Source organism: Streptomyces azureus (genome assembly GCF_001270025.1).
GTDB classification, from domain to species: domain Bacteria; phylum Actinomycetota; class Actinomycetes; order Streptomycetales; family Streptomycetaceae; genus Streptomyces; species Streptomyces azureus.
This window is the reverse complement of the sequence record NZ_DF968486.1, coordinates 175-21,221: the sequence shown is the minus strand read 5'-3', so window position 1 is coordinate 21,221 and position 21,047 is coordinate 175. Positions and strand designations below refer to the sequence as shown.

Sequence of the window (21,047 nt, the reverse complement as noted above, 5' to 3'; positions counted from 1 at the left end):
CTCCCTTGTCCGACGCCTGGTGGCTGCCGGGCGGGCGCTGGTTCCCTCGTCCGGCGGCTGCCCGGCTGCCCGGGTGTGCGGTTGCGCCTCTGTCCGGCGGCCGGCGGCCGACGGCCGCAAGCGTGCGCGGTGGCTTCCCTGTCCGGTGGCTGACGGCCGCCAGGGCCGACGGCGGCCGTCAGCCCGTCAGGGCCGGCGGCGGCTCCCCTGTTCCCTGCCCGGCGCCGCCCCTCAGTCGGCCACCGGCGCGTCTGCCTCCTTGGTCCGGGGCGTCGTCTCCGCCGTACCCCGTGGCGACTCGCGGCGTCGGCTCCACCAGGTCGCCACGGGCTCCGTGTAGCGGGCGGTGAGGGGGCCCAGGACGACCAGGATGAGCACGTAGGCCGTGGCCAGGGGGCCGAGGGACGGTTCGATGCCCGCCGAGACAGCAAGACCGGCGATGACGATCGAGAACTCGCCACGGGCCACCAGCGCACCGCCCGCCCGCCAGCGGCCCTTGACGGAGATCCCGGCCCGCCGCGCCGCCCAGTAGCCGGTGGCGATCTTCGTCAGGGCGGTGACGACGGCCAGGCCCAGGGCGGGCAGCAGAACCGGCGGGATGCTGGACGGGTCGGTGTGCAGTCCGAAGAAGACGAAGAAGACCGCCGCGAACAGGTCACGCAGAGGGCTGAGAAGAGTGTGCGCACCTTCCGCCACCTCTCCCGACAGCGCGATGCCCACCAGGAAGGCACCCACCGCCGCCGACACCTGGAGCTGCTGCGCCACACCCGCGACCAGGATCGTCAGCCCCAGCACGACCAGCAGTAGCTTTTCCGGGTCGTCGCTGGAGACGAAGCGGGAGATGACCCTGCCGTAGCGCAGGGCCAGGAAGAGGACGAGGCCCGCCGCGCCCAGCGCGATCGCCAGGGTCAGGCTGCCGGCCAGCAGCCCGGCTCCCGCCACCAGCGCCGTGACGATGGGCAGGTACACCGCCATCGCCAGATCCTCCAGCACGAGCACGCTGAGGATCACCGGCGTCTCCCGGTTGCCGACCCGGCCCAGATCGCCGAGGACCTTCGCGATCACTCCGGACGACGAGATCCAGGTGACACCGGCCAGGACGACGGCGGCCACCGGCCCCCAGCCGAGCAGCAGCGCCACCGCCGCCCCCGGCAGAGCGTTGAGCGCACAGTCGACCAGACCGGACGGGTAGTGGGTCTTGAGGTTGGAGACCAGATCGCTCGCCGTGTACTCGAGGCCCAGCATCAACAGCAGCAGGATGACGCCGATCTCGGCGCCGGTGGCGACGAACTCCTCGCTCGCGCCCAGCGGCAGCAGACCGCCCTCGCCGAAGGCCAGACCGGCGAGGAGGTACAGCGGTATCGGCGACAGCCGGAAACGGCCGGCGAACCGGCCGAGCAGGCCGAGGCCGAGGATGATGGAACCGAACTCGATCAGCAGGACCGCGGAGTGCACAGGCTCACTCCCGACCGAGTATCGTCGCGGCGGCGTCGACGCCCTCACGGGTGCCGACGACGATCAGCGTGTCACCGCCCGCCAGCCGGAAGTCCGGGGCGGGGGACGGGATGGCCTCGGCCCGGCGCAGCACCGCCACGACCGACGCGCCCGTCTCCGTCCGCATCCGCGTGTCACCCAGTACCCGCCCGTTCCAGTGCGAGGTCGAGGCCACCTCGATCCGCTCGGCGACCAGCCCTAGGTCCGTGGTGTACAGCAGACTCGGGCTGTGGTGGGACGGCTTCAGCGCGTCGATCAGCGAACCCGCCTCCGAGCTGGACAGTCGCAGGGAGTGCGCGCAGGAGTCGGGATCGTCGGCCCGGTACACGTTCACCGTGCGCGTGCCGTCGCGGTGCGCCACCACCGACAGATGGCGGTGTTCCCGGGTCTCCAGGTCGTACTGGACCCCGATGCCCGGCAGCGGCGTCGCCCTCAGGCGCGGAGCTGACACGTTTCTTCCCCTTGTTCGTTTGGCTCTTGTCGGTCTGGTGAACGGTGTCGACCAATGGACGGGTCAAGTCCGCATGCTGTCATCCAGCCGTACGGTGACGACATGGGTGTCGTGACGGATATACGCAGCGGTCGGTCGCCGGAGAGGGTGGAGGGGGCGATGTCATACGCGAAGGCCGGGCCGTACGCGAGGGCCGGGTCGTACGCGAAGGCGGGGTCGTACGCCAAAGCCGGAAGGAGCGGATCCAGGAACGTGTCGCTGTTCTGGCGGATCTTCTCGCTCAACGCGGCCGGCCTGGTCGTGGCCACCGCGTTGCTGCTCGGCCCGGTCACCGTGTCGACCCCCGTCCTGGCGGGCGAGGCGCTCGTGCTGCTCGGCGGCCTGGCGGTGCTGCTCGCCGGCAACGCGCTCGTGCTGCGCTTCGGCCTCGGGCCCCTGCAACGGCTGGACCGGGCCATGGCCACCGTGGACCTGCTGCGCCCGGGCTCCCGCCCGGTGGTCGCCGGACCCGCGGAGACGGCCGGGCTGATCACGACGTACAACGCGATGCTCGACCGGCTGGAGGCCGAGCGGGCTGCGGGCGCCGCCCGGGCGCTGTCCGCACAGGAGAGCGAACGGCACCGGATCGCCCGGGAGCTCCATGACGAGGTCGGGCAGACCCTGACCGCCGTCCTCCTCCAGCTCAAGCGCGTCGCGGACCGGGCGCCCGAGGACCTGCGCGAGGAGGTCGGCCAGGCGCAGGAGGCGACCCGGGCCGGCCTGGACGAGATCCGCCGTATCGCCCGCCGGCTGCGCCCCGGCGTGCTGGAGGAACTCGGCCTGGCCAGCGCCCTGCGCTCGCTGGCCGCCGAGTTCACGACCCACGGGCTGACCGTGCGCCACCACGTCACCGGCGACCTCCCCGCCCTGACCCCCGAATCGGAACTCGTCGTCTACCGAGTGGCCCAGGAAGGCCTGACCAACACCGCCCGGCACGCCGGTGCCGACCGTGCCGAACTCCGCCTCCGGCCGGTCCCCGGCGGCGTCGAACTCCTCGTACGCGACAACGGCACCGGCCTCGGTGACGCCCCGGAGGGCGCCGGCATCACCGGCATGCGCGAACGCGCCCTCCTGATCGGAGCCGCCCTCACCCTCGACCCGGCCCCCGGCCGGGGCACCGACGTACGCCTGCGCGTACCGGTGCCGGAAGGAGCACGCTGATGTCCACACCGGTGACGCCGGGAAGCCCGCCGACCACCACCCGGCCCCCGATCCGCGTCCTGCTCGCCGACGACCACACCCTCGTCCGCCGGGGAGTGCGCCTCATCCTGGACGGGGAGCCCGACCTGACGGTCGTGGCCGAGGCCGGGGACGGGGCCGAGGCCGTCGCCCGCGCCCGCGACACCGCCGTCGACCTGGCCGTCCTGGACGTCGCCATGCCCCGCATGACCGGTCTCCAGGCGGCCCGCGAACTCTCCCGCCGACTGCCCGCGCTGCACATCCTGATCCTGACGATGTACGACAACGAGGAGTACTTCTTCGAGGCGCTCAGGGCCGGAGCCAGCGGCTACGTCCTCAAGTCCGTCGCCGACCGTGACCTGGTCGAGGCCTGCCGGGCGGCCGTGCGCGACGAGCCGTTCATCTACCCGGGCGCCGAGCGGGCCCTCGTCCGCTCCTACCTGGAGCGGCTGCACCGGGGCGACGGCCTGCCGGAACGCGCCATCACCGAACGCGAGGAGGAGATCCTCAAGCTGGTCGCCGAGGGCCACACCTCCAAGGAGATCGGCGAACTCCTCTTCATCAGCGCCAAGACGGTCGAACGCCACCGCGCCAACCTCCTCCAGAAGCTCGGCATGCGCGATCGTCTGGAGCTGACCAGGTACGCGATCCGCGCCGGTCTCATAGAGGCGTGAGCCCGGGTCCCGGGTTGTCCACAGGCGACCGAGCCACCTCCGTCGACCGCCTACCCTTGTCCCCATGAGCAGCATCGACCGGAGCCAGTCAGTGGGCGGCACGCGCACATATGAGGTACGCACCTACGGGTGCCAGATGAACGTCCACGACTCCGAGCGATTGGCCGGTCTGCTGGAGGACGCGGGCTACGTCCGCGCCCCCGAAGGCGCCGACGCGGCCGACGTCGTCGTCTTCAACACCTGCGCCGTGCGTGAGAACGCCGACAACAAGCTCTACGGCAATCTCGGTCACCTGGCGCCCAAGAAGGCCGCCCGCCCCGGCATGCAGATCGCCGTCGGCGGCTGTCTGGCGCAGAAGGACCGCGACACCATCGTGAAGAAGGCGCCCTGGGTGGACGTCGTCTTCGGCACGCACAACATCGGCAAGCTGCCGGTCCTGCTGGAACGCGCACGCGTGCAGGAGGAAGCGCAGGTCGAGATCGCCGAGTCGCTGGAGGCGTTCCCCTCGACGCTGCCGACGCGGCGCGAGAGCGCGTACGCGGCCTGGGTCTCCATCTCCGTCGGCTGCAACAACACCTGCACCTTCTGCATCGTCCCGGCCCTGCGCGGCAAGGAGAAGGACCGCCGCCCCGGCGACATCCTCGCCGAGATCGAGACCCTGGTCGCCGAGGGCGTCTCCGAGATCACGCTCCTCGGGCAGAACGTCAACGCGTACGGCTCCGACATCGGAGACCGCGAGGCCTTCAGCAAGCTCCTGCGCGCCTGCGGGAAGATCGAGGGCCTGGAGCGCGTCCGCTTCACCTCCCCGCACCCGCGCGACTTCACCGACGACGTCATCGCCGCCATGGCCGAGACGCCGAACGTGATGCCGCAGCTGCACATGCCGCTCCAGTCCGGCTCGGACACGGTCCTGAAGGCCATGCGCCGCTCCTACCGTCAGGAGCGCTACCTGGGGATCATCGAGAAGGTCCGCGCCGCCATCCCGCACGCGGCGATCAGCACCGACATCATCGTGGGCTTCCCCGGCGAGACCGACGAGGACTTCGAGCAGACGCTGCACGTGGTGCGCGAGGCCCGCTTCGCCCAGGCCTTCACCTTCCAGTACTCCAAGCGCCCGGGCACCCCGGCCGCCGAGATGGACGGCCAGATCCCCAAGAAGGTCGTCCAGGAGCGCTACGAGCGTCTCGTCGCCCTCCAGGAGGAGATCTCCTGGGAGGAGAACAAGAAGCAGGTCGGCCGGACGCTGGAGCTGATGGTCGCCGAGGGCGAGGGCCGCAAGGACGACACCACGCACCGCCTGTCCGGCCGCGCCCCCGACAACCGCCTCGTCCACTTCACCAAGCCGGACCAGGAGGTCCGCCCCGGCGACGTGGTCACGGTCGAGATCACCTACGCCGCCCCGCACCACCTGCTCGCCGAGGGCACCGTGCTGGACGTGCGCCGCACGCGCGCGGGTGACGCCTGGGAGAAGCGCAACGCCGAGAAGGAGGGCAAGCCGGCCCAGTCGGCCGGAGTGCTCCTGGGCCTGCCGAAGATCGGCGTCCCCGAGCCTCTCCCGGTGGCGGCGGGCGGCTGCGGCAGCGACTGAGCCGAGCCGCTGAGGCGAGCTGCGGCCGCGTCCGGACCTGACTGCGGCCGCGTCCGGACCTGACTGCGGCCGCGGTCGGATCTGACCGCGGCTGGGGCCGGCTGCGGTCGGCTCCGGCCGTGACTTGTTCCGAAGGGCTCGCGGGTTACCCTGCCGATCATGCTTGTCGCCGCCGCTGTCTGCCCCTGCCCGCCCCTGCTGGTGTCCGACGTCGCCGCGGGCGCCGCTCCGGAGCTGGACGCCGCGCGGGCCGCCTGCACGGACGCGCTGGGCGTGCTCGCCGCCGCCCGGCCCGGTCGGCTCGTGGTCGTCGGACCGGTGGAGAGCGCCGGGCCCGAGACGTATCCCGAGACGTATCCGGAGGGCACGCGGGGCTCGTTCCGGGGCTTCGGCGTCGATCTCGACGTACGGCTGGGACAGGGCTGTGAGGGCCCGCCCGTCGAACAGCGGCTGCCGTACTCGCTGGCGGTGGCCGCCTGGCTGCTGGAACGGACGGGGTGGTCCGACGCCCCGGTCGAGGGGCTCGGCGTGGGGGACCGGCTCGCGCCCGAGCGGTGTGCCCGGATCGGGCGGGACCTCGCCACACGGTCGGAACGGGTCGCGCTGTTGGTGATGGGTGACGCCAGTGCGTGCCGGACGCTCAAGGCCCCGGGGTATCTGGACGAACGGGCGGCGCCCTTCGACGCGGACGTCGCACGCGCACTCGGCACGGCGGACATGGCCGCGCTCACGACGCTGGACACAGGGCTGGCGCGTGAACTGAAGGCCTCCGGCCGGGCTCCCTGGCAGGTCCTGGCGGGCGCGGCCGAGGGCGCGGACCTCGGTGGATCACTGCTGTACGAGGACGCGCCGTACGGGGTGGGATACATCGTGGCCACCTGGTCGTAGACCCGGCGGCAGGGCGGCCCCGGCGGCGGGCACGGGAAACGGCTGTGGGCACGGGAAACGGCGGACGGCCGGGAGCCCTCGTGCTCCGCGGCCGTCCGCCGATGTGCCCTTCGGTGTGCCGATGTGTGTTCAGTACCTTCTGCGTCGATGTGTGCTCAGGAAGTGGGCGGTGGTGCGTCCGGCGGCGGGGTGCCTCCGGCGTCCCGTGGCGGTGCCGTACGTCCCGTGTCCGGCGGCATGGTGCCGCCCGTGTCCGGCGGCGGTGTCGTGCCGCCCGCGGCCGGTCCGCTGTCGCCCTTGTGCGCGAGTCGGTCCATGGCGCCCTTGGCCTTGCCCGTGCCCGACTGGATCCTGTCGCTGTACTTGCCCTTGGTCCTCTTGTCGACGACCTGCGCGGCCTTGTCGAGGCCGTGCTGGATCTTGTCCTCGTGCCGTTGCGCGAGGTCCGAGACCTTGCCCTTGGCCGGGCCCAGCTTGGCTTTCACATTGTCCAGGAGACCCATGGTTCACCTTCCGTCGCGCGGGGCGGTCACGTGCGGGCGCCCTCACCGGCCTCGTTGTCGGCCGCCTTGTCGGTGGACTGCTGCTTCGGGATGTCGACGCCCTCGGTCTCGGTGACCTCGGCCGCTACAGCCGCTTCAGCCGCCGGCTCGGCCGCTTCCGTTGCCCCATCAGCCCCCTTCGCCGCCTCTGCCCCTGCCGTTTCCTCCGCCTCGGTCCCGGCCGTCGCCTTGTCGGCCTGACCCTCGGCAGGCGCCTCCTCCGTGGCCTTGGACCGCCGGAGAAGTCGTGCAAAAACGCCCATATCCACTCCATACGTTACTCGTGCGGGCGAAATCCCGCGTCGCCCGGTGCGTCCGTTTGCGCGACCCGGGCCACCGCCTCTGCGATCCGGCGGCAGGAACCTCGCAACGGGCAACGACCCCGGGGCCGTAGCGTCACGTAACTCGTTCGAGAGCGGGGTTCGAGGTTTGCGAGACTGGGTCGGTGAGCAGTGCACCCCCCGCCCCCCGCGTCATCGCCGTCGTCGGACCAACTGCGGCCGGAAAGTCCGATCTGGGCGTCTTTCTGGCCCAGCGTCTCGGCGGTGAGGTCGTCAACGTCGACTCCATGCAGCTCTACCGAGGGATGGACATCGGCACCGCCAAGCTGACGCCCGAGGAGCGCGGCGGCGTCCCCCATCACCTCCTGGACATCTGGGACGTGACCGTCACGGCGTCCGTCGCCGAGTACCAGCGCCTGGCTCGTGAGCGGATCGAGGCCCTGCTGGCCGAGGGCCGCTGGCCGATCCTGGTCGGCGGCTCCGGACTGTATGTGCGCGGGGCCGTCGACAACCTGGAGTTCCCCGGCACCGACCCTGAGGTCCGCGCCCGCCTGGAGGAGGAGCTGACGCTGCGCGGCTCCGGCGCGCTGCACGCCCGTCTGGCCGCCGCCGACCCCCAGGCGGCGCGGGCGATCCTGCCGAGCAATGGCCGCCGGGTCGTCCGGGCCCTGGAGGTGATCGAGATCACCGGCAGGCCCTTCACCGCCAATCTCCCCGGCCACGACTCCGTCTACGACACGATCCAGATCGGCGTCGACGTGGCCCGGCCCGAGTTGGACGAGCGCATCGCGCGCCGGGTCGACCGGATGTGGGAGGCCGGCCTCGTGGACGAGGTGCGCGCACTGGAGGCGCGGGGGTTGCGCGAGGGGCGTACCGCCTCGCGTGCGCTCGGCTACCAGCAGGTGCTCGCGGCGCTCGCCGGGGAGTGCACCCTGGAGGACGCGCGGGCCGAGACCGTACGTGCCACCAAGCGCTTCGCGCGCCGTCAGGATTCATGGTTCAGGCGCGATCCCCGGGTGCACTGGTTGAGTGGGGCTGCGGCCGATCTCACAGAACTTCCGCAGCTCGCGCTGTCTTTGGTCGAACGACCGGTTACAGCCTGATCACGTCATGGCATCGGGACGCCCAGGCCGTCATCCGGGCCTGCGGCGGCGTGCCATCATCGAGCTTCGATCGACCGAGTTGAGTCCTAGTTGGGAGGGCGCGTGGCGATGGAGGCCGGCCCTCGCGACACCGCACAAGGCACCGATCACATCACCGCCGACCGGGATGTACCGGAGCGCCGGGACGAGCCGGAGTTCGGGGACGGACCGGAGCAGGAGTCGGACCGTCTCAGCTCCGACGGGCCCGAGACGCAGGGTGTGACGGACGACGGCCCCGAGCCCGAGGAGATGTTCGCGGGCGAGGTCGAGGTCGAGCTGCGCCCGCAGCGCCGGCTGCGCATCTGGCAGCTCGCGCCCATCGTGAGCCTGGCCGCGCTCGGCTCCCTGATGTTCGCCTTCCCGCTCGCCTTCGACTTCGGCGACAGCGGAGCCGTGATCGCCATGCTCGGGCTGCTGATCTGCTCGTGCGCGGCCGGCTGGGGCATGATGGCCGCCCGCCGCGTGGGCTACACCTGGCCGGGCCTGCCGGCCAAGGGATCGGGCCGCAGACCCGACTGGCGGGTCGTCCTCGCGTACGCGGTGACGGTGGCAGTGGTGGTCGTACTGGCGGTCTGGCGCGTAGCAAGGCTCCGCTAGGGGCTGTCCGCCCCTTCAAGAGGCGCGGGACTGTATCGATGTGCGGCTCCGCCGCGTGGGCGCGACCAGCCACGATGGTCCCGCACGGACCCACGGCCTCACCACCTCGAACCCTCCTTCGGCCAGACCCACGGAGCGCCCCGTACGATCGGGGAATGAGCACGCGGATCCCCTTCCTCAAGGGTCACGGCACCGAGAACGACTTCGTGATCGTCCCGGACCCCGAGAACGCCATCGGACTGCCCCCGGCCGCCGTCGCAGCCCTCTGCGACCGCCGCGCGGGCATCGGCGGTGACGGACTGCTGCACGTGGTGCGATCCGCGGCGCATCCCGAGGCGAAGGGCATGGCGGCCGAGGCGGAGTGGTTCATGGACTACCGCAACGGCGACGGCTCGATCGCGGAGATGTGCGGCAACGGCGTGCGGGTGTTCGCGCGCTACCTCCAGCGCGCCGGACACGTCACCGAAGGAGACCTCGCGGTCGCCACGCGCGGGGGCGTGAAGACCGTGCACATCGCCAAGGACGGCGACGTCACCGTGGGCATGGGCAAGGCGCTGCTGCCCGAGGACGACGTCACGGTCAGCGTCGGTGAGCGCAGCTGGCCCGCGCGGAACGTCAACATGGGCAACCCGCACGCGGTCGCCTTCGTGGACGACCTGTCCCACGCCGGTGACCTGCTCTCCCCGCCGCCCTTCAGCCCGGCCGCCGCCTATCCGGACGGCGTGAACGTCGAGTTCGTGGTCGACCGCGGCCCCGGGCACGTCGCGCTGCGCGTGCACGAGCGCGGCGCCGGCGAGACCCGCTCGTGCGGCACGGGCGCGTGCGCGGTCGCCGTGGCCACCGCCCGCCGCGACGGCGCCGACCCCACGGCCACCGGTACCCCGGCGACGTACACCGTGGACGTACCCGGCGGCACCCTGGTGATCACCGAGCGGCCCGACGGCGAGATCGAGATGACGGGCCCTGCGGTGATCGTGGCCGAGGGCGAGATCGACGCGGACTGGCTGGACACCGCCACGCGCGCGTGAGACAGGCGCCGACCGTCCTGAAAGGGCCGCGCGCTGTCGGCCCCTCGACCCGAAACCGCCGTACGGATCCGGCCACTTGGCGGGAACAGAGCAGTCATGGTCACGAAGCGCGAGGGTACAAACCTCACATTCATCCCTCGAATGGGTGATCAGTTTCACGCTCGGCGAGAGGCGGTCAGCCGGGCATGGTGGGCTCGGTAGCATCAAGCACCGGCCCGGACGGGGGACGAAGCCGCCCCTGAGCCGTGTCCGCCCTGGGGCGCCCCGTCCGCCGGTCCACGCAGCCGGAGGTGCCCATGAGTGCGGAGGCCACGAATTCCGTGACCCCAGGCCCGTTGCCGGGCGCGGTGTCAGGACCGGTGACGCCGACAGCCCCCCGCAGAAAGGCCCGCCCCCGGATCGACCTGCGCCGCCTCGGCCGTGCCGCGTTGCTCGGCCCCGCCGCCCGCGACCGGCTGCCCGACGCCATCAGCCACGTCGTCGACGCGCACCGCGCCCACCACCCCGACGCGGACCTCGAACCCCTGCGCCGCGCCTATGTCCTGGCTGAGTCCTCGCACCGCGGCCAGATGCGCAAGAGCGGCGAGCCGTACATCACGCACCCGCTCGCCGTGACCCTGATCCTCGCCGAACTCGGCGCCGAGACCACGACGTTGACCGCCTCCCTGCTCCACGACACCGTCGAGGACACGGATGTGACGCTCGCCCAGGTCGGTGAGCAGTTCGGCGAGGAGGTCCGCTACCTCGTCGACGGCGTCACCAAACTGGAGAAGGTCGACTACGGCGCCGCCGCCGAGCCCGAGACCTTCCGCAAGATGCTGGTCGCCACCGGCAGCGACGTCCGCGTCATGTCGATCAAACTCGCCGACCGGCTGCACAACATGCGCACCCTCGGCGTCATGCGCCCCGAGAAACAGGAGCGCATCGCCAAGGTGACACACGACGTGCTGATCCCGCTCGCCGAACGGCTCGGCGTCCAGGCGCTCAAGACCGAACTGGAAGACCTCGTCTTCGCGATCCTGCGCCCCGAGGAGTACGAGCACACAAGGGAGTTGATCGTCCGCAACGCCGCCCGCGCGGACGACCCGCTCGCCGAGGTCGCCGACGAGGTACGCACCGTGCTGCGCGAGGCGGACATCCCGGCCGAAGTCCTCATCCGGCCCCGCCACTTCGTCTCCGTGCACCGCGTCTCCCGCAAGCGCGGCCGGCTCCGCGGTTCCGACTTCGGCCGCCTGCTGGTGCTGGTGAACGAGGACGCCGACTGTTACGGCGTCCTGGGCGAACTCCACACCTGCATGACGCCGGTGGTCTCGGAGTTCAAGGACTTCATCGCCGTACCGAAGTTCAACCTGTACCAGTCACTGCACACCGCCGTCGCCCGCGAGGACGGCCAGGTCGTCGAAGTCCTCATCCGCACGCACCAGATGCACAAGGTCGCCGAGGCCGGAGTCGTCGCGCTCGGCAACCCGTACGCGCCGGCCCCTGACGACCCGGCCGACGGCGAGCGCGTCGACCCCACCCGCCCCGGCTGGCTCTCCCGGCTCCTCGACTGGCAGGAGGCGGCGCCCGACCCGGACCACTTCTGGTCGACGCTGCGCGAGGACCTCGCCCAGGACCGCGAAATCACCGTCTTCCGGCCCGACGGCGGCACACTCGGCCTGCCCGAAGGGGCGACCTGCGTGGACGCCGCGTACGCGCAGTACGGCGAGGACGCGCACGCCTGCATCGGCGCACGTGTCAACGGCCGTCTCGCGACGCTGAGCACCGTCCTGAAGGACGGCGACACGGTCCAGCTCCTCATGGGCCAGGACCCGGCGTCCGAGCCCTCCCGGGAGTGGCTGGAGCACGCGCACACGCCCGCGGCCCGGATCGCCATCCAGCGCTGGCTGGCGGCCCATCCCGCGCAGGCCGAGGCCCAGCGGGCCGACGTCCAGGACGACCGGCGGGCCGAGGAACGCGCGGCGGCCCGCCGGCCCGCGACCGCCGAGGCATCCGACCCGGACGGACAGGCTCCCGAGCAGGCGGCCGTCCGCCCCGCCGGTGGCAACGTCCTCACCGACCGGCCCGGCGCGACCGCCCGGCTTGCCGGCTGCTGTACACCCGTACGGCCCGACGAGATCACCGGCTTCGCCGTACGCGGGGGCGCCGTCACGGTGCACCGCGCCGAGTGCGCCGCGGTGGCCCGTATGAAGGACGGGGGGCGCACGGAGGTCGGCGTGCGCTGGGGGGATGCCACCGAGTGCCGGGTCACGCTGGTTGCCGAATCGTTCGTCCGTCCCCATCTGCTCGCGGACCTCACGGAGGCCATGGCCCTCGAAGGCGCCGAGATCGTCTCCGCGACCGTCGAACCCCCGACCCAGCAGCAGGTCCGTCACACCTACACCGTGCAGCTCCCGGACGCGGCCCACCTGCCCGCCCTCATGCGCGCGATGCGCAACGTTGCCGGGGTCTACGACGTCACCCGGGCCCAGCCGCAGACGCAGGGCGGCTGAGCCCGCACAGGTGCCGGCCACCGGATACGGCTCGGCCGAGCCCGCCCGGACGCCGGCCACCGGACAGGGGGGGCACCCGGCGCAGGCCCCGGTCCCCGGTTCGGGTGGGGCGGACGCGCGTCGTCCCCGTCGCACACGCGCGCGCTGATAGCCGTGGGGCATGCGCCTCACCCCCCACCGCACCCGTACCCGCTCCTGTCGCCGGCGGACGTCCGCGGCGCTGCTCTCCTCGGCCGTCTCCGTCTGCCTCGTCGCGGCGAGTGCCCCCGTCGTCCCGCTCGGCGTCGGCGACCGCCTCTTCCCGTACCTGGGCAACCCCGGCTACGACGTCGCGTCGTACGACCTCTCCTTCAACTATCCCGGCACCAACAGCGAGCCGCTGCGGGCCGTCACCACCATCGACGCCTGGACCACCGCCGACCTGGACCGCGTCAACCTGGACTTCGCCCACGGCACGGTCCACTCGGTCGAGGTCGACGGCGAGCCCGCCACCTTCAGCACCGCCGGCGAGGACCTGGTGATCACGCCCGAGGACTCCGTGTCGGGAGGTAACTGGATGCGGATCACCGTGCGGCACACCAGTGACCCCATGCCCGCCAAAGGCCGAGAGGGCGGCTGGGTGCGCACCGCGGACGGCCTCGCCATGGCCAACCAGGCCGACGCCGCGCACCTGGTGTTCCCGTGCAACGACCACCCCTCCGACAAGGCGATGTTCACCATCCGGGTCACCGCACCCGACGGTCACACGGCCGTCGCCAACGGCCTGTCCGCCGGGGTGGACAAGTCCGCCGGGTCGACCACGTGGACGTACCGCACCCAGCACCCCATGGCCACCGAGCTCGCCCAGGTCTCCATCGGCCGCTCCACGGTGCTGCACCGCACCGGCCCGCACGGACTGCCCGTACGGGACGTCGTCCCGACCAAGCACCGCAAGGCGCTCGAACCCTGGCTGGAGAAGACCCCGGAGCAGATCGCCTGGATGGAGAACAAGGTCGGCCGCTACCCCTTCGAGACGTACGGCCTGCTCATGGCCGACGCCTCCACCGGCTTCGAACTGGAGACCCAGACGCTCTCCCTCTTCGAGCGGGAGCTGTTCACCGAGTCCGCCTACCCCGCGTGGTACGTCGAGTCGATCATGATCCACGAGGTGGCCCACCAGTGGTTCGGCGACAGCGTCGGCCCCCGCACCTGGTCCGACCTGTGGCTCAACGAGGGACACGCCACCTGGTACGAGGCGCTGTACGCCGAGGAGCAGGCCGGCAAGCCCATGCGGGACCGTATGAAGGCCGCGTACGGCGCCTCCGACCGCTGGCGCGCGGCCGGCGGACCACCCGCAGCCCCGAAGGCCCCCGAGCCCGGCCGCAAGACCGGCATCTTCCGGCCCAACGTCTACGACGGCGCCGCGCTCGTCCTGTACGCCCTGCGCCAGGAGATCGGTCGCCCGGCCTTCGAGCGCCTGGAGCGCGCCTGGGTCGGCCGGTACAAGGACCGCACCGCCACGACGGAGGACTTCGTCCGGCTCGCCGCCGAGATCTCCGGGCGCGACCTGGACGGCTTCTTCCGGGGCTGGCTGTACGGGGAGAAGACCCCGCCGATGCCGGGGCACCCGGACTGGAAGCCGGCCGCGTCGGCGAAACCGACTGCGCCTGGGGAGGCGGCCGCACCTGTTGGGGCAGCTGCTCGATAACACGGTGACGAGACGCCCCGTGCCGTGCGACTATCTTCAGGTCGGCGCGGCACGGAGCGCCGGGAATCTCCCGGAACGCTCGCGCGTTATGCCGGTGACGGAAAGCTCGCAGCGCTCTGTCGCCGTAAACGGTTTCCCAGCTATGTAAGGATCCAATGACCTCCTCTTCTTCCCCTTCCCAGGACACCAAGCGCTTCGCGCACAGCCACCCCGAGGGTCTTCGGGCCGATGCCCTGATGGAAGAGGACGTCGCCTGGAGCCACGAGATCGACGGAGAGTGGGACGGCGACCAGCTCGACCGCTCCGAGCGCGCGGCTCTGCGCCGTGTGGCGGGCCTCTCCACCGAGCTCGAAGACGTCACCGAGGTCGAGTACCGCCAGCTCCGCCTGGAGCGGGTCGTACTCGTCGGCGTCTGGACCTCGGGAACCGCGCAGGACGCGGACAACTCCCTCGCGGAGCTCGCCGCCCTCGCGGAAACGGCCGGCGCGCTGGTGCTCGACGGTGTGATCCAGCGCCGCGACAAGCCCGACGCGGCCACCTACATCGGCTCCGGCAAGGCCGAGGAGCTGCGCGACATCGTCCTCGAATCGGGCGCGGACACCGTCATCTGCGACGGTGAGCTCAGCCCGGGCCAGCTGATTCACCTCGAGGACGTCGTCAAGGTCAAGGTCATCGACCGGACCGCCCTGATCCTGGACATCTTCGCCCAGCACGCCAAGTCCCGAGAGGGCAAGGCGCAGGTCGCGCTCGCGCAGATGCAGTACATGCTGCCGAGGCTGCGCGGCTGGGGTCAGTCGCTGTCCCGGCAGATGGGCGGCGGCAAGGGCGGCGGCCTCGCCACCCGTGGTCCCGGTGAGACCAAGATCGAGACGGACCGGCGGCGGATCCGCGAGAAGATGGCGAAGATGCGCCGGGAGATCGCGGACATGAAGACCGGCCGCGAGATCAAGCGCCAGGAGCGCAAGCGCCACAAGGTGCCCTCGGTCGCCATCGCGGGTTACACCAACGCCGGCAAGTCCTCGCTGCTCAACCGCCTCACGGGCGCGGGCGTGCTGGTCGAGAACGCCCTGTTCGCGACCCTCGACCCGACCGTGCGCCGGGCCAAGACCCCGAGCGGCCGGCTGTACACGCTGGCCGACACGGTCGGCTTTGTCCGCCACCTGCCCCACCACCTGGTCGAAGCGTTCCGCTCCACGATGGAGGAGGTCGGCGAGTCCGACCTGATCCTGCACGTGGTGGACGGTTCGCACCCGAACCCGGAGGAGCAGCTGGCCGCCGTGCGCGAGGTGATCAGGGACGTCGGTGCCACCGACGTACCCGAGATCGTCGTGATCAACAAGGCCGACGCGGCCGACCCGCTGACGCTTCAGCGGCTGCTGCGTGTCGAGAAGCGGTCCATGGCCGTCTCGGCCCGCACCGGCCAGGGCATCGACGAGCTGCTCGCGCTCATCGACAACGAGCTGCCGCGCCCGTCGGTCGAGATCGAGGCGCTCCTGCCGTACACGCACGGCAAGCTGGTCGCCCGTGCCCACGACGAGGGCGAGGTCCTCTCCGAGGAGCACACCCCGGAGGGCACCCTGCTCAAGGCGCGGGTGCACGAGGAACTGGCGGCGGAGCTCGCGCCGTACGTCCCGGCGCCGGCGCTCTGACGGCTTCGGCGTGAGCGCGTCGTCGACCTGAGCGCGACGCGAGAAGGCCCGCTCCTTGTCCGCAGGGAGCGGGCCTTCAGCATGTCCCGGTCACCGACCGCCGTACGTCTTGCTCATGTTCTGGTAGAGCGCCTCGGCATCGCGGCCCAGCTGCGGGCCGGCCAGCCAGCTGTTGTCGGCCGGGCCGATCGAGGTGTTGGACACGAGCACGGACTTGCCGTTCAGCACCCGGAACCAGCCGCCCCCGGACGAACCGCCGGTCATGGTGCAGCCGATGCGGTACATCGTCGGCAGGCTCGGGCTGAGCGAGAACCGGCCCGGGACGTCGACGCACTTGAACATCTTCAGGCCGTTGTAGGGCGGCGCCGCCGGGTAGCCCCAGGCGCCCATCTTGGCGGCCTCGGCCGCGGACGGCGCCGAGAAGTCCACGTCCAGCGCGGCGCCCACCGTCTCCTCCAGGGACTTGGCACCCTGCTCGGGCTTCACGTGCAGCACGGCATAGTCGTACGCGGCGCCGTCACCGCCGGTCTCCGAGCCGCCCCTGATCCACTGGTTCGAGGTCGAGGCCCAGTCCGCCCACCAGTTGCCGTACGGCGCGGCCTCCGTCGGGTTCGCGTTGCTCAGCTCCGTCTCGGACTTGCCGAGGTCGTTGTAGGCCGGGACGAACACGAGGTTGCGGTACCAGCCGCCGTTGCCGCCGGCGTGCACGCAGTGGCCCGCCGTCCACACCAGGTTGGACTTGCCCGGGTGGTTGACGTCCTTGATCACCGTGCCGGAGCAGACGGCCGGGCCGTCGGGGGAGTCGAAGAAGACCTTGCCTACCGGGGCGGCGTTCCGGTGGTACGGCGTCTTCTCGGCCTGCGCCTGGACGGGCGCCGGATCCGGATCGCTGACGCCCTGGCCGGCCGACGCGTCCCTCGTCGTGACCGTCTTGTCGGCCTCCTTCGCGGACTGCATCCGCTCCGGCTTCCAGAGGCCCTCGATGACCGGGTTGACGAAGTCCTCGGCCTCACTGAGCCACTTGTCCTTGTCCCAGTCCTTCCAGCCGCCGCCCTTCCACTGGTCGACGTCGATCCCGTGGTCCTCGAGCTTGTCGGCGAGGTCGGCCGGGATCTTGACCTTGCCCCCGCCGTCCGCGGCCTGCGAGGTGGTGGCGTCGGGCTTGTCGCTCGCCGAGTCGGCCGAACCCTCACAGGCGGTCGTGGTGAGCGCCAGGGCGGCGACGAGCCCGGTGGCGGTGAGAAGGGTGCGCCGCCCGCGCTTCGGTGCCGTGGGCGTACGTGTGGAACGCATGGTGCGAAGACCCCCGTTGGTGCGTGTGCTGCGTGCGCATGTCATGCCTGGCGCCGGAGCCCCCGGCGCGACATCCCACTAAGCCCGTGGAGTTGGGGGCGTACCGGGGTGGGGCAGCGAAGGTTTCCGTGAGCCCACGGGCCATTGAGCCAGGTGGGCACGGGTACGGGCACGGGTCACCACCCCACCGCCGACGGTGTTCAGCGGGCCGTCACCGGCCCGCGAACTTCTCGCTGACCGAGTCGTACACGCCCTTCGCCACCTCGCCCAGGCGCGGACCGGCCAGCCAGCCCGACGTCACCGGGCCGATCGAGGTGTTGGACACCAGCGCCGGCTTGCCGTCCGGACCCGGCGCGACCCAGCCGCCGCCGGACGAACCGCCGGTCATCGTGCAGCCGATGCGGTACATCGTCGGGTCCGACGCGGTGACCGACAGCCGGCCCGGCTGGTCCTGGCACCGGTACAGCTTCTGCCCGTCGTACGGCGGCGCGGCCGGGTAGCCGATCGCCGTGACGCTCTTCACCTTCGGTACGGCGGGAGCCTTGAAGTCCACCGGCAGTGCCGAACCGACCGTCTCCTCCAGCGACTTGCCGCCGCTGCCCTTCTCCGGCGTCACATGGATGACCGCGAAGTCGTAGGGTGCGCCGTCCCCGCCGGTCGAGCCGCCCTGCTCGATCCACTGGTCCGAGGTCTGCGCCCAGTCTCCCCACCAGACGCCGTAGGGAGCGACGTCCTCCCTGGTGGCGTTCTCCAGTTCCGCGACCGGCTTGCCGTCGTCGTTGTACGACGGCACGAACGCGATGTTGCGGTACCAGCCGCCCTTCTTGCCCGCGTGCACGCAGTGGCCCGCCGTCCACACGAGGTTGGACTTGCCCGGGTGGGCCGGGTCCTTGACGACCGTCGCCGAGCAGACGGCGGAGCCCTTGGGGGAGTCGAAGAACACCTTCCCGGCCGTGGGCGCGTTGGCGTGGTACGACGGCGGCACGGCCTGCGCCCGGACCGGCTCGGGCGTGGGATCGGTCACGCCCTGGTCACCGGCGAGGTCGCTGTCGTCCACGCCCTGGTCGGGCTCCTCGGCCTCCCGCATGCGGTCCGGGTCCCAGAGCCCCTCGATGATCGGGTTGATGTACTCGTTGGCCTCGCGCAGCCAGTCGTCCCGGTTCCAGTTCTTCCAGGCGCCGTTCTTCCACTTGTCGATGTCGATCCCGTGCTCGCGGAGCCGGTCCCTGATGTCGTCCGGGATCCTCAGCTTGCCGTCGTCGGAGGTGCCGGCCGACGGGGAGGCCTCGCCGCCCGCCGCGGCGTCGCCCGGCTCGCAGGCGGTGGCGGTCAACGCGAGCGCCGAGGCGAGGGCGACGGCGGCCAGCACGGGGGAGTTCCTGCGGCGCGCCCTCCCCCCTCGGCTGGCGATGGACGACGGCCGTATGGATCGCATGATGTGACTCCCCCTGATATGGAACGAACATGGACGAACCGGCGCTTCGGCCCTGGTTTCCGCCAGCTCATGGGGAGTTCGGGCCGACCTCACGGCGTCCGGGAACGGCACCACACACTATGCGGTGGCTGTGGGGGTGGCCCGACGGAACCGCAACAGTTCCGTCACGGAAAGGATCTTGAGGCAACCCGTAACCCGGTGAGCGGACCGGGGTTGGTAGCGGTGGGGGGCCCGCTGTCTGGGTGCGCTCCTCTGTGCCCGTGCCCAGTGGGAGGTCAGGGAAGTCGTGGCGGAATCCACCCATGGGGGATGTGCGTCCGAGGAGGCCGCTGTGGGGCGTATGCCGGTGAGTGCCCTCCCAAGTGCCGTCGACGACACGGCACCGGGAGCGCGCGCCGCGTACGAGGGGATGCTGCGCCGCCAGTCCGCGCGCGAGTCCGCCGCCCGCACCTACGCCCGCGCCCTGCCGATCGTGCCGGTGCGGGCCCGGGGACTGACCATCGAGGGCGCGGACGGCCGCCGCTACCTGGACTGCCTCTCCGGCGCCGGCACGCTCGCCCTCGGGCACAACCACCCGGTCGTCCTGGAAGCCATCCGCAGGGTCCTCGACTCCGGCGCGCCCCTGAACGTCCTCGACCTGGCCACACCCGTCAAGGACGCCTTCATCACCGAGCTGTTCCGCACCCTGCCCCCGGGGCTCGCCGACCGGGCTCGCGTGCGGTTCTGCGGACCGGCCGGCAGCGACGCCGTGGAGACCGCTTGCGAGCTGGTGCGCGCGGCGAGCGGCCGGACCGGCCTCATCGCGTTCACCGGCGCCTCCCACGGAAGGACGGCCGGGGCACTCGACGGGTCCGCCGGTGCCCACGACGTACCGGTCACCCGCCTGCCCTACCCGCAGGACTACCGCTGCCCCTTCGGCGTCGGGGGCGAGCGCGGGGCCGACCTCGCCGCCCGCTGGACCGAGTCCGTCCTCGACGACTCCGGGCCGGGCGCTCCTCTCCCCGCCGGGATGATCGTCGAGCCCGTCCAGGGCGAAGGCGGGGTGATCCCCGCACCGGACACCTGGCTGCGGCGCATGCGGCAGCTCACGGCCGACCGGTCCGTCCCCTTGATCGCCGACGAGACCCAGACGGGCGTCGGGTGGACCGGCGCCTTCTGGGCCGTGGAGCACAGCGGAGTGACCCCCGACGTGATGGTCCTCTCCAAGGCCATCGGAGGCAGCCTCCCGCTGGCCGTCGTGGTCTACCGCGACGACCTAGACGTCCCGGAATCCGGCGCCTCCGCCGGCACCTTCCGCGGCAACCAACTCGCCATGGCCGCCGGCACGGCGACCCTCACCCACGTCCGGGAGAACCACCTCGCCGGGCGCGCGGCGACTCTCGGGGCGCGCATGCTGAGTCGACTCCGGGGGCTGGTCGCGGAGTTTCCGTGCGTGGGGGATGTGCGGGGACGGGGGCTGATGATCGGGATGGAGTTCGTGGATCCGGAGGGGGAGACCGGGAGAACCCGGCGGGTGGCTGAGGCGGCGGGGACGCCTCTCCCCGCCGCCCCCGAACTGGCGGCCGCCGTCCAGCGGGAGTGCCTGAGGCGCGGCCTCATCGTCGGACTCGGCGGCCGTCACGCCAGCGTCGTCCGGCTGCTGCCGTCCCTGACGATCACCGACGAACAGGCGGCCGCCGTGCAGGACCGCCTGGCCGACGCCGTCCGGGCGGTGGCTCGGTGCCATGGGGGCGCGGCAGCAGCGCCGTTCACACCGTGAGCCTTGACGCCGTGAGAGCTCATGCCATGAGCCTCCCCACCGCGAGTTTTCACGCCGCGGGCCTGTGTGGGACCCCCGGCTTGCAAGTCCCGATCGGACGTCCCGGAACCACCCGACGAGGTACCCGTCTTGAACACCATCTCCGAGCCCGACGACCACGCCACGACACCGGGACGGGGCTCTGCTGACGTCCGGGCCTCGGGGGCGTCGGTGAACCCGGTGGTCCCTGCGATGCCGTGTCAGAGGCCCGGGGCGGCACAGCTCGCCGAGGTGCGGGGAAGCGAGGTGAGGGCCGGTGAGCTGCGGGGCGGCGAGGTGAGGGCCGGTGGAGTCAGCGCCGACCTCTTGGAGCATCCCGACCCGCACACCGTCGCCCAGGCAGCAGCCGTGGAGACGCTGCTTCGCTGCTGGGTGCGCGAGACCAACCAGACCGCTCCCGCCGACGGCATCCTCCGCATCTCCCTTCCCACCAGCGGCACGGGCCTGCTCGCCCCCGTCCGCTACTGGTCCCCGACGGGCTGGCACCGCTTCGGTCTCCCGCGTCTGGCCGACGCTCCCGACCATGCCCCACCGGCCGACGCCGTCACGGTCGCCGCTCTGCTCTCCAGGGAGACGCCCGCGGACGGGAACGGCCGCGGCCACGGCAACCACGGCGGTAACGGCGACGGCGTCGGGCTCGTCGCGGGTGTTGCCGACTCTCTCCGCCGCGTCACCTCCTTCCTCAGCGACCGCCGTGAACACCCGGTCGACGGCCCCGACCTCTTCCTGGCCGCGGAGCAGTCACTCGTCCTCGGACACCCCCTGCACCCGGCTCCGAAGAGCCGCGAGG

The 21,047-nt window shown here is 71.9% G+C and carries 17 protein-coding genes and 1 pseudogene; 12 read left to right on the top strand and 6 right to left on the bottom strand.

The window, feature by feature from the left end; genetic code table 11:
• Positions 1–231: 231 nt before the first annotated feature.
• Positions 232–1,455, bottom strand: coding sequence for a cation:proton antiporter (locus AOQ53_RS37180; RefSeq protein ID WP_059424213.1), 1,224 nt, complete (start codon positions 1,453–1,455; stop codon positions 232–234).
• Positions 1,456–1,459: 4 nt separating this feature from the next.
• Positions 1,460–1,945 (bottom strand): cation:proton antiporter regulatory subunit, encoded by a 486-nt coding sequence (locus tag AOQ53_RS37175; RefSeq protein WP_059424211.1) that lies wholly within the window; start codon positions 1,943–1,945, stop codon positions 1,460–1,462.
• Between the two features lie 252 nt (positions 1,946–2,197).
• On the opposite strand from AOQ53_RS37175, the gene AOQ53_RS37170 reads away from it, so the two are divergent.
• The 4 genes from AOQ53_RS37170 to AOQ53_RS37155 all read left to right on the top strand — a co-directional run bounded on the left by AOQ53_RS37170 (position 2,198) and on the right by AOQ53_RS37155 (position 6,313).
• Entirely contained in the window at positions 2,198–3,145 is a 948-nt protein-coding gene (locus AOQ53_RS37170; protein ID WP_059424209.1) for a sensor histidine kinase, read from the top strand.
• Complete coding sequence (locus tag AOQ53_RS37165) at positions 3,145–3,837, top strand: response regulator (protein ID WP_059424207.1); 693 nt, start codon at positions 3,145–3,147, stop codon at positions 3,835–3,837. The genes AOQ53_RS37170 and AOQ53_RS37165 overlap by 1 nt, the downstream gene beginning before the upstream one ends.
• Positions 3,838–3,901: 64 nt before the next feature.
• Complete coding sequence (gene miaB / locus AOQ53_RS37160; protein WP_059424205.1) at positions 3,902–5,425, top strand: tRNA (N6-isopentenyl adenosine(37)-C2)-methylthiotransferase MiaB; 1,524 nt, start codon at positions 3,902–3,904, stop codon at positions 5,423–5,425.
• 159 nt (positions 5,426–5,584) lie between these two features.
• Positions 5,585–6,313: a class III extradiol dioxygenase subunit B-like domain-containing protein gene (locus AOQ53_RS37155; protein ID WP_059424203.1), complete on the top strand. Its 729-nt coding sequence runs from the start codon at positions 5,585–5,587 to the stop codon at positions 6,311–6,313.
• A gap of 155 nt (positions 6,314–6,468) precedes the next feature.
• On the opposite strand, the gene AOQ53_RS37150 is transcribed toward AOQ53_RS37155, so the two are convergent.
• Positions 6,469–6,816, bottom strand: coding sequence for an antitoxin (locus tag AOQ53_RS37150; protein ID WP_059424201.1), 348 nt, complete (start codon positions 6,814–6,816; stop codon positions 6,469–6,471).
• Between the two features lie 26 nt (positions 6,817–6,842).
• On the bottom strand, positions 6,843–7,118 hold the full coding sequence (locus tag AOQ53_RS37145) for a hypothetical protein (protein WP_059424199.1): 276 nt from the start codon (positions 7,116–7,118) through the stop codon (positions 6,843–6,845).
• A 182-nt stretch (positions 7,119–7,300) separates the two neighbouring features.
• Here AOQ53_RS37145 and miaA point away from each other — a divergent pair, with 182 nt between their 5' ends.
• From miaA to hflX, 6 genes are all read left to right on the top strand, one after another.
• The gene (gene miaA, locus AOQ53_RS37140) at positions 7,301–8,239 is read left to right on the top strand and encodes a tRNA (adenosine(37)-N6)-dimethylallyltransferase MiaA (RefSeq protein ID WP_059424197.1); all 939 of its coding nucleotides are present in this window, start codon (positions 7,301–7,303) and stop codon (positions 8,237–8,239) included.
• Positions 8,240–8,347: 108 nt separating this feature from the next.
• Positions 8,348–8,875 carry a hypothetical protein gene (locus AOQ53_RS37135; protein ID WP_059424195.1) on the top strand — a complete coding sequence of 176 codons (528 nt, stop codon included), beginning with the start codon at positions 8,348–8,350 and terminating at the stop codon, positions 8,873–8,875.
• Positions 8,876–9,030: 155 nt separating this feature from the next.
• Complete coding sequence (gene dapF, locus AOQ53_RS37130; RefSeq protein ID WP_059424193.1) at positions 9,031–9,903, top strand: diaminopimelate epimerase; 873 nt, start codon at positions 9,031–9,033, stop codon at positions 9,901–9,903.
• Between the two features lie 296 nt (positions 9,904–10,199).
• On the top strand, positions 10,200–12,395 hold the full coding sequence (locus AOQ53_RS37125; RefSeq protein WP_059424191.1) for a RelA/SpoT family protein: 2,196 nt from the start codon (positions 10,200–10,202) through the stop codon (positions 12,393–12,395).
• Positions 12,396–12,555: 160 nt separating this feature from the next.
• Complete coding sequence (locus tag AOQ53_RS37120) at positions 12,556–14,082, top strand: M1 family metallopeptidase (protein ID WP_059424189.1); 1,527 nt, start codon at positions 12,556–12,558, stop codon at positions 14,080–14,082.
• A gap of 155 nt (positions 14,083–14,237) precedes the next feature.
• Positions 14,238–15,731: a GTPase HflX gene (gene hflX / locus AOQ53_RS37115; protein ID WP_059424187.1), complete on the top strand. Its 1,494-nt coding sequence runs from the start codon at positions 14,238–14,240 to the stop codon at positions 15,729–15,731.
• 90 nt (positions 15,732–15,821) lie between these two features.
• On the opposite strand, the gene AOQ53_RS37110 is transcribed toward hflX, so the two are convergent.
• Both AOQ53_RS37110 and AOQ53_RS37105 read right to left on the bottom strand, forming a co-directional pair.
• A complete protein-coding gene (locus AOQ53_RS37110; protein ID WP_059424185.1) occupies positions 15,822–17,024 on the bottom strand; it encodes a trypsin-like serine peptidase in 1,203 nt (400 codons plus the stop codon).
• A gap of 211 nt (positions 17,025–17,235) precedes the next feature.
• Positions 17,236–18,459 (bottom strand): trypsin-like serine peptidase, encoded by a 1,224-nt coding sequence (locus AOQ53_RS37105; protein ID WP_059424183.1) that lies wholly within the window; start codon positions 18,457–18,459, stop codon positions 17,236–17,238.
• A 340-nt stretch (positions 18,460–18,799) separates the two neighbouring features.
• Here AOQ53_RS37105 and AOQ53_RS37100 point away from each other — a divergent pair, with 340 nt between their 5' ends.
• The gene (locus AOQ53_RS37100; protein ID WP_059424181.1) at positions 18,800–20,218 is read left to right on the top strand and encodes a diaminobutyrate--2-oxoglutarate transaminase family protein; all 1,419 of its coding nucleotides are present in this window, start codon (positions 18,800–18,802) and stop codon (positions 20,216–20,218) included.
• A gap of 231 nt (positions 20,219–20,449) precedes the next feature.
• Positions 20,450–21,047, top strand: a pseudogene (locus tag AOQ53_RS37095) (iron transporter); the annotation flags it as partial.

Coding starts and splice junctions, on each gene's coding strand:
- AOQ53_RS37120 (WP_059424189.1), top strand. CDS start 12,556: ATGCGCCTCACCCCCCACCGCACCCGTACCCGCTCCTGTCGCCGGCGG.
- AOQ53_RS37135 (WP_059424195.1), top strand. CDS start 8,348: ATGGAGGCCGGCCCTCGCGACACCGCACAAGGCACCGATCACATCACC.
- hflX (WP_059424187.1), top strand. CDS start 14,238: ATGACCTCCTCTTCTTCCCCTTCCCAGGACACCAAGCGCTTCGCGCAC.
- AOQ53_RS37100 (WP_059424181.1), top strand. CDS start 18,800: ATGCCGGTGAGTGCCCTCCCAAGTGCCGTCGACGACACGGCACCGGGA.
- AOQ53_RS37145 (WP_059424199.1), bottom strand. CDS start 7,118: ATGGGCGTTTTTGCACGACTTCTCCGGCGGTCCAAGGCCACGGAGGAG.
- AOQ53_RS37110 (WP_059424185.1), bottom strand. CDS start 17,024: ATGCGTTCCACACGTACGCCCACGGCACCGAAGCGCGGGCGGCGCACC.
- AOQ53_RS37125 (WP_059424191.1), top strand. CDS start 10,200: ATGAGTGCGGAGGCCACGAATTCCGTGACCCCAGGCCCGTTGCCGGGC.
- AOQ53_RS37165 (WP_059424207.1), top strand. CDS start 3,145: ATGTCCACACCGGTGACGCCGGGAAGCCCGCCGACCACCACCCGGCCC.
- dapF (WP_059424193.1), top strand. CDS start 9,031: ATGAGCACGCGGATCCCCTTCCTCAAGGGTCACGGCACCGAGAACGAC.
- AOQ53_RS37105 (WP_059424183.1), bottom strand. CDS start 18,459: ATGCGATCCATACGGCCGTCGTCCATCGCCAGCCGAGGGGGGAGGGCG.
- AOQ53_RS37155 (WP_059424203.1), top strand. CDS start 5,585: ATGCTTGTCGCCGCCGCTGTCTGCCCCTGCCCGCCCCTGCTGGTGTCC.
- AOQ53_RS37150 (WP_059424201.1), bottom strand. CDS start 6,816: ATGGGTCTCCTGGACAATGTGAAAGCCAAGCTGGGCCCGGCCAAGGGC.
- miaB (WP_059424205.1), top strand. CDS start 3,902: ATGAGCAGCATCGACCGGAGCCAGTCAGTGGGCGGCACGCGCACATAT.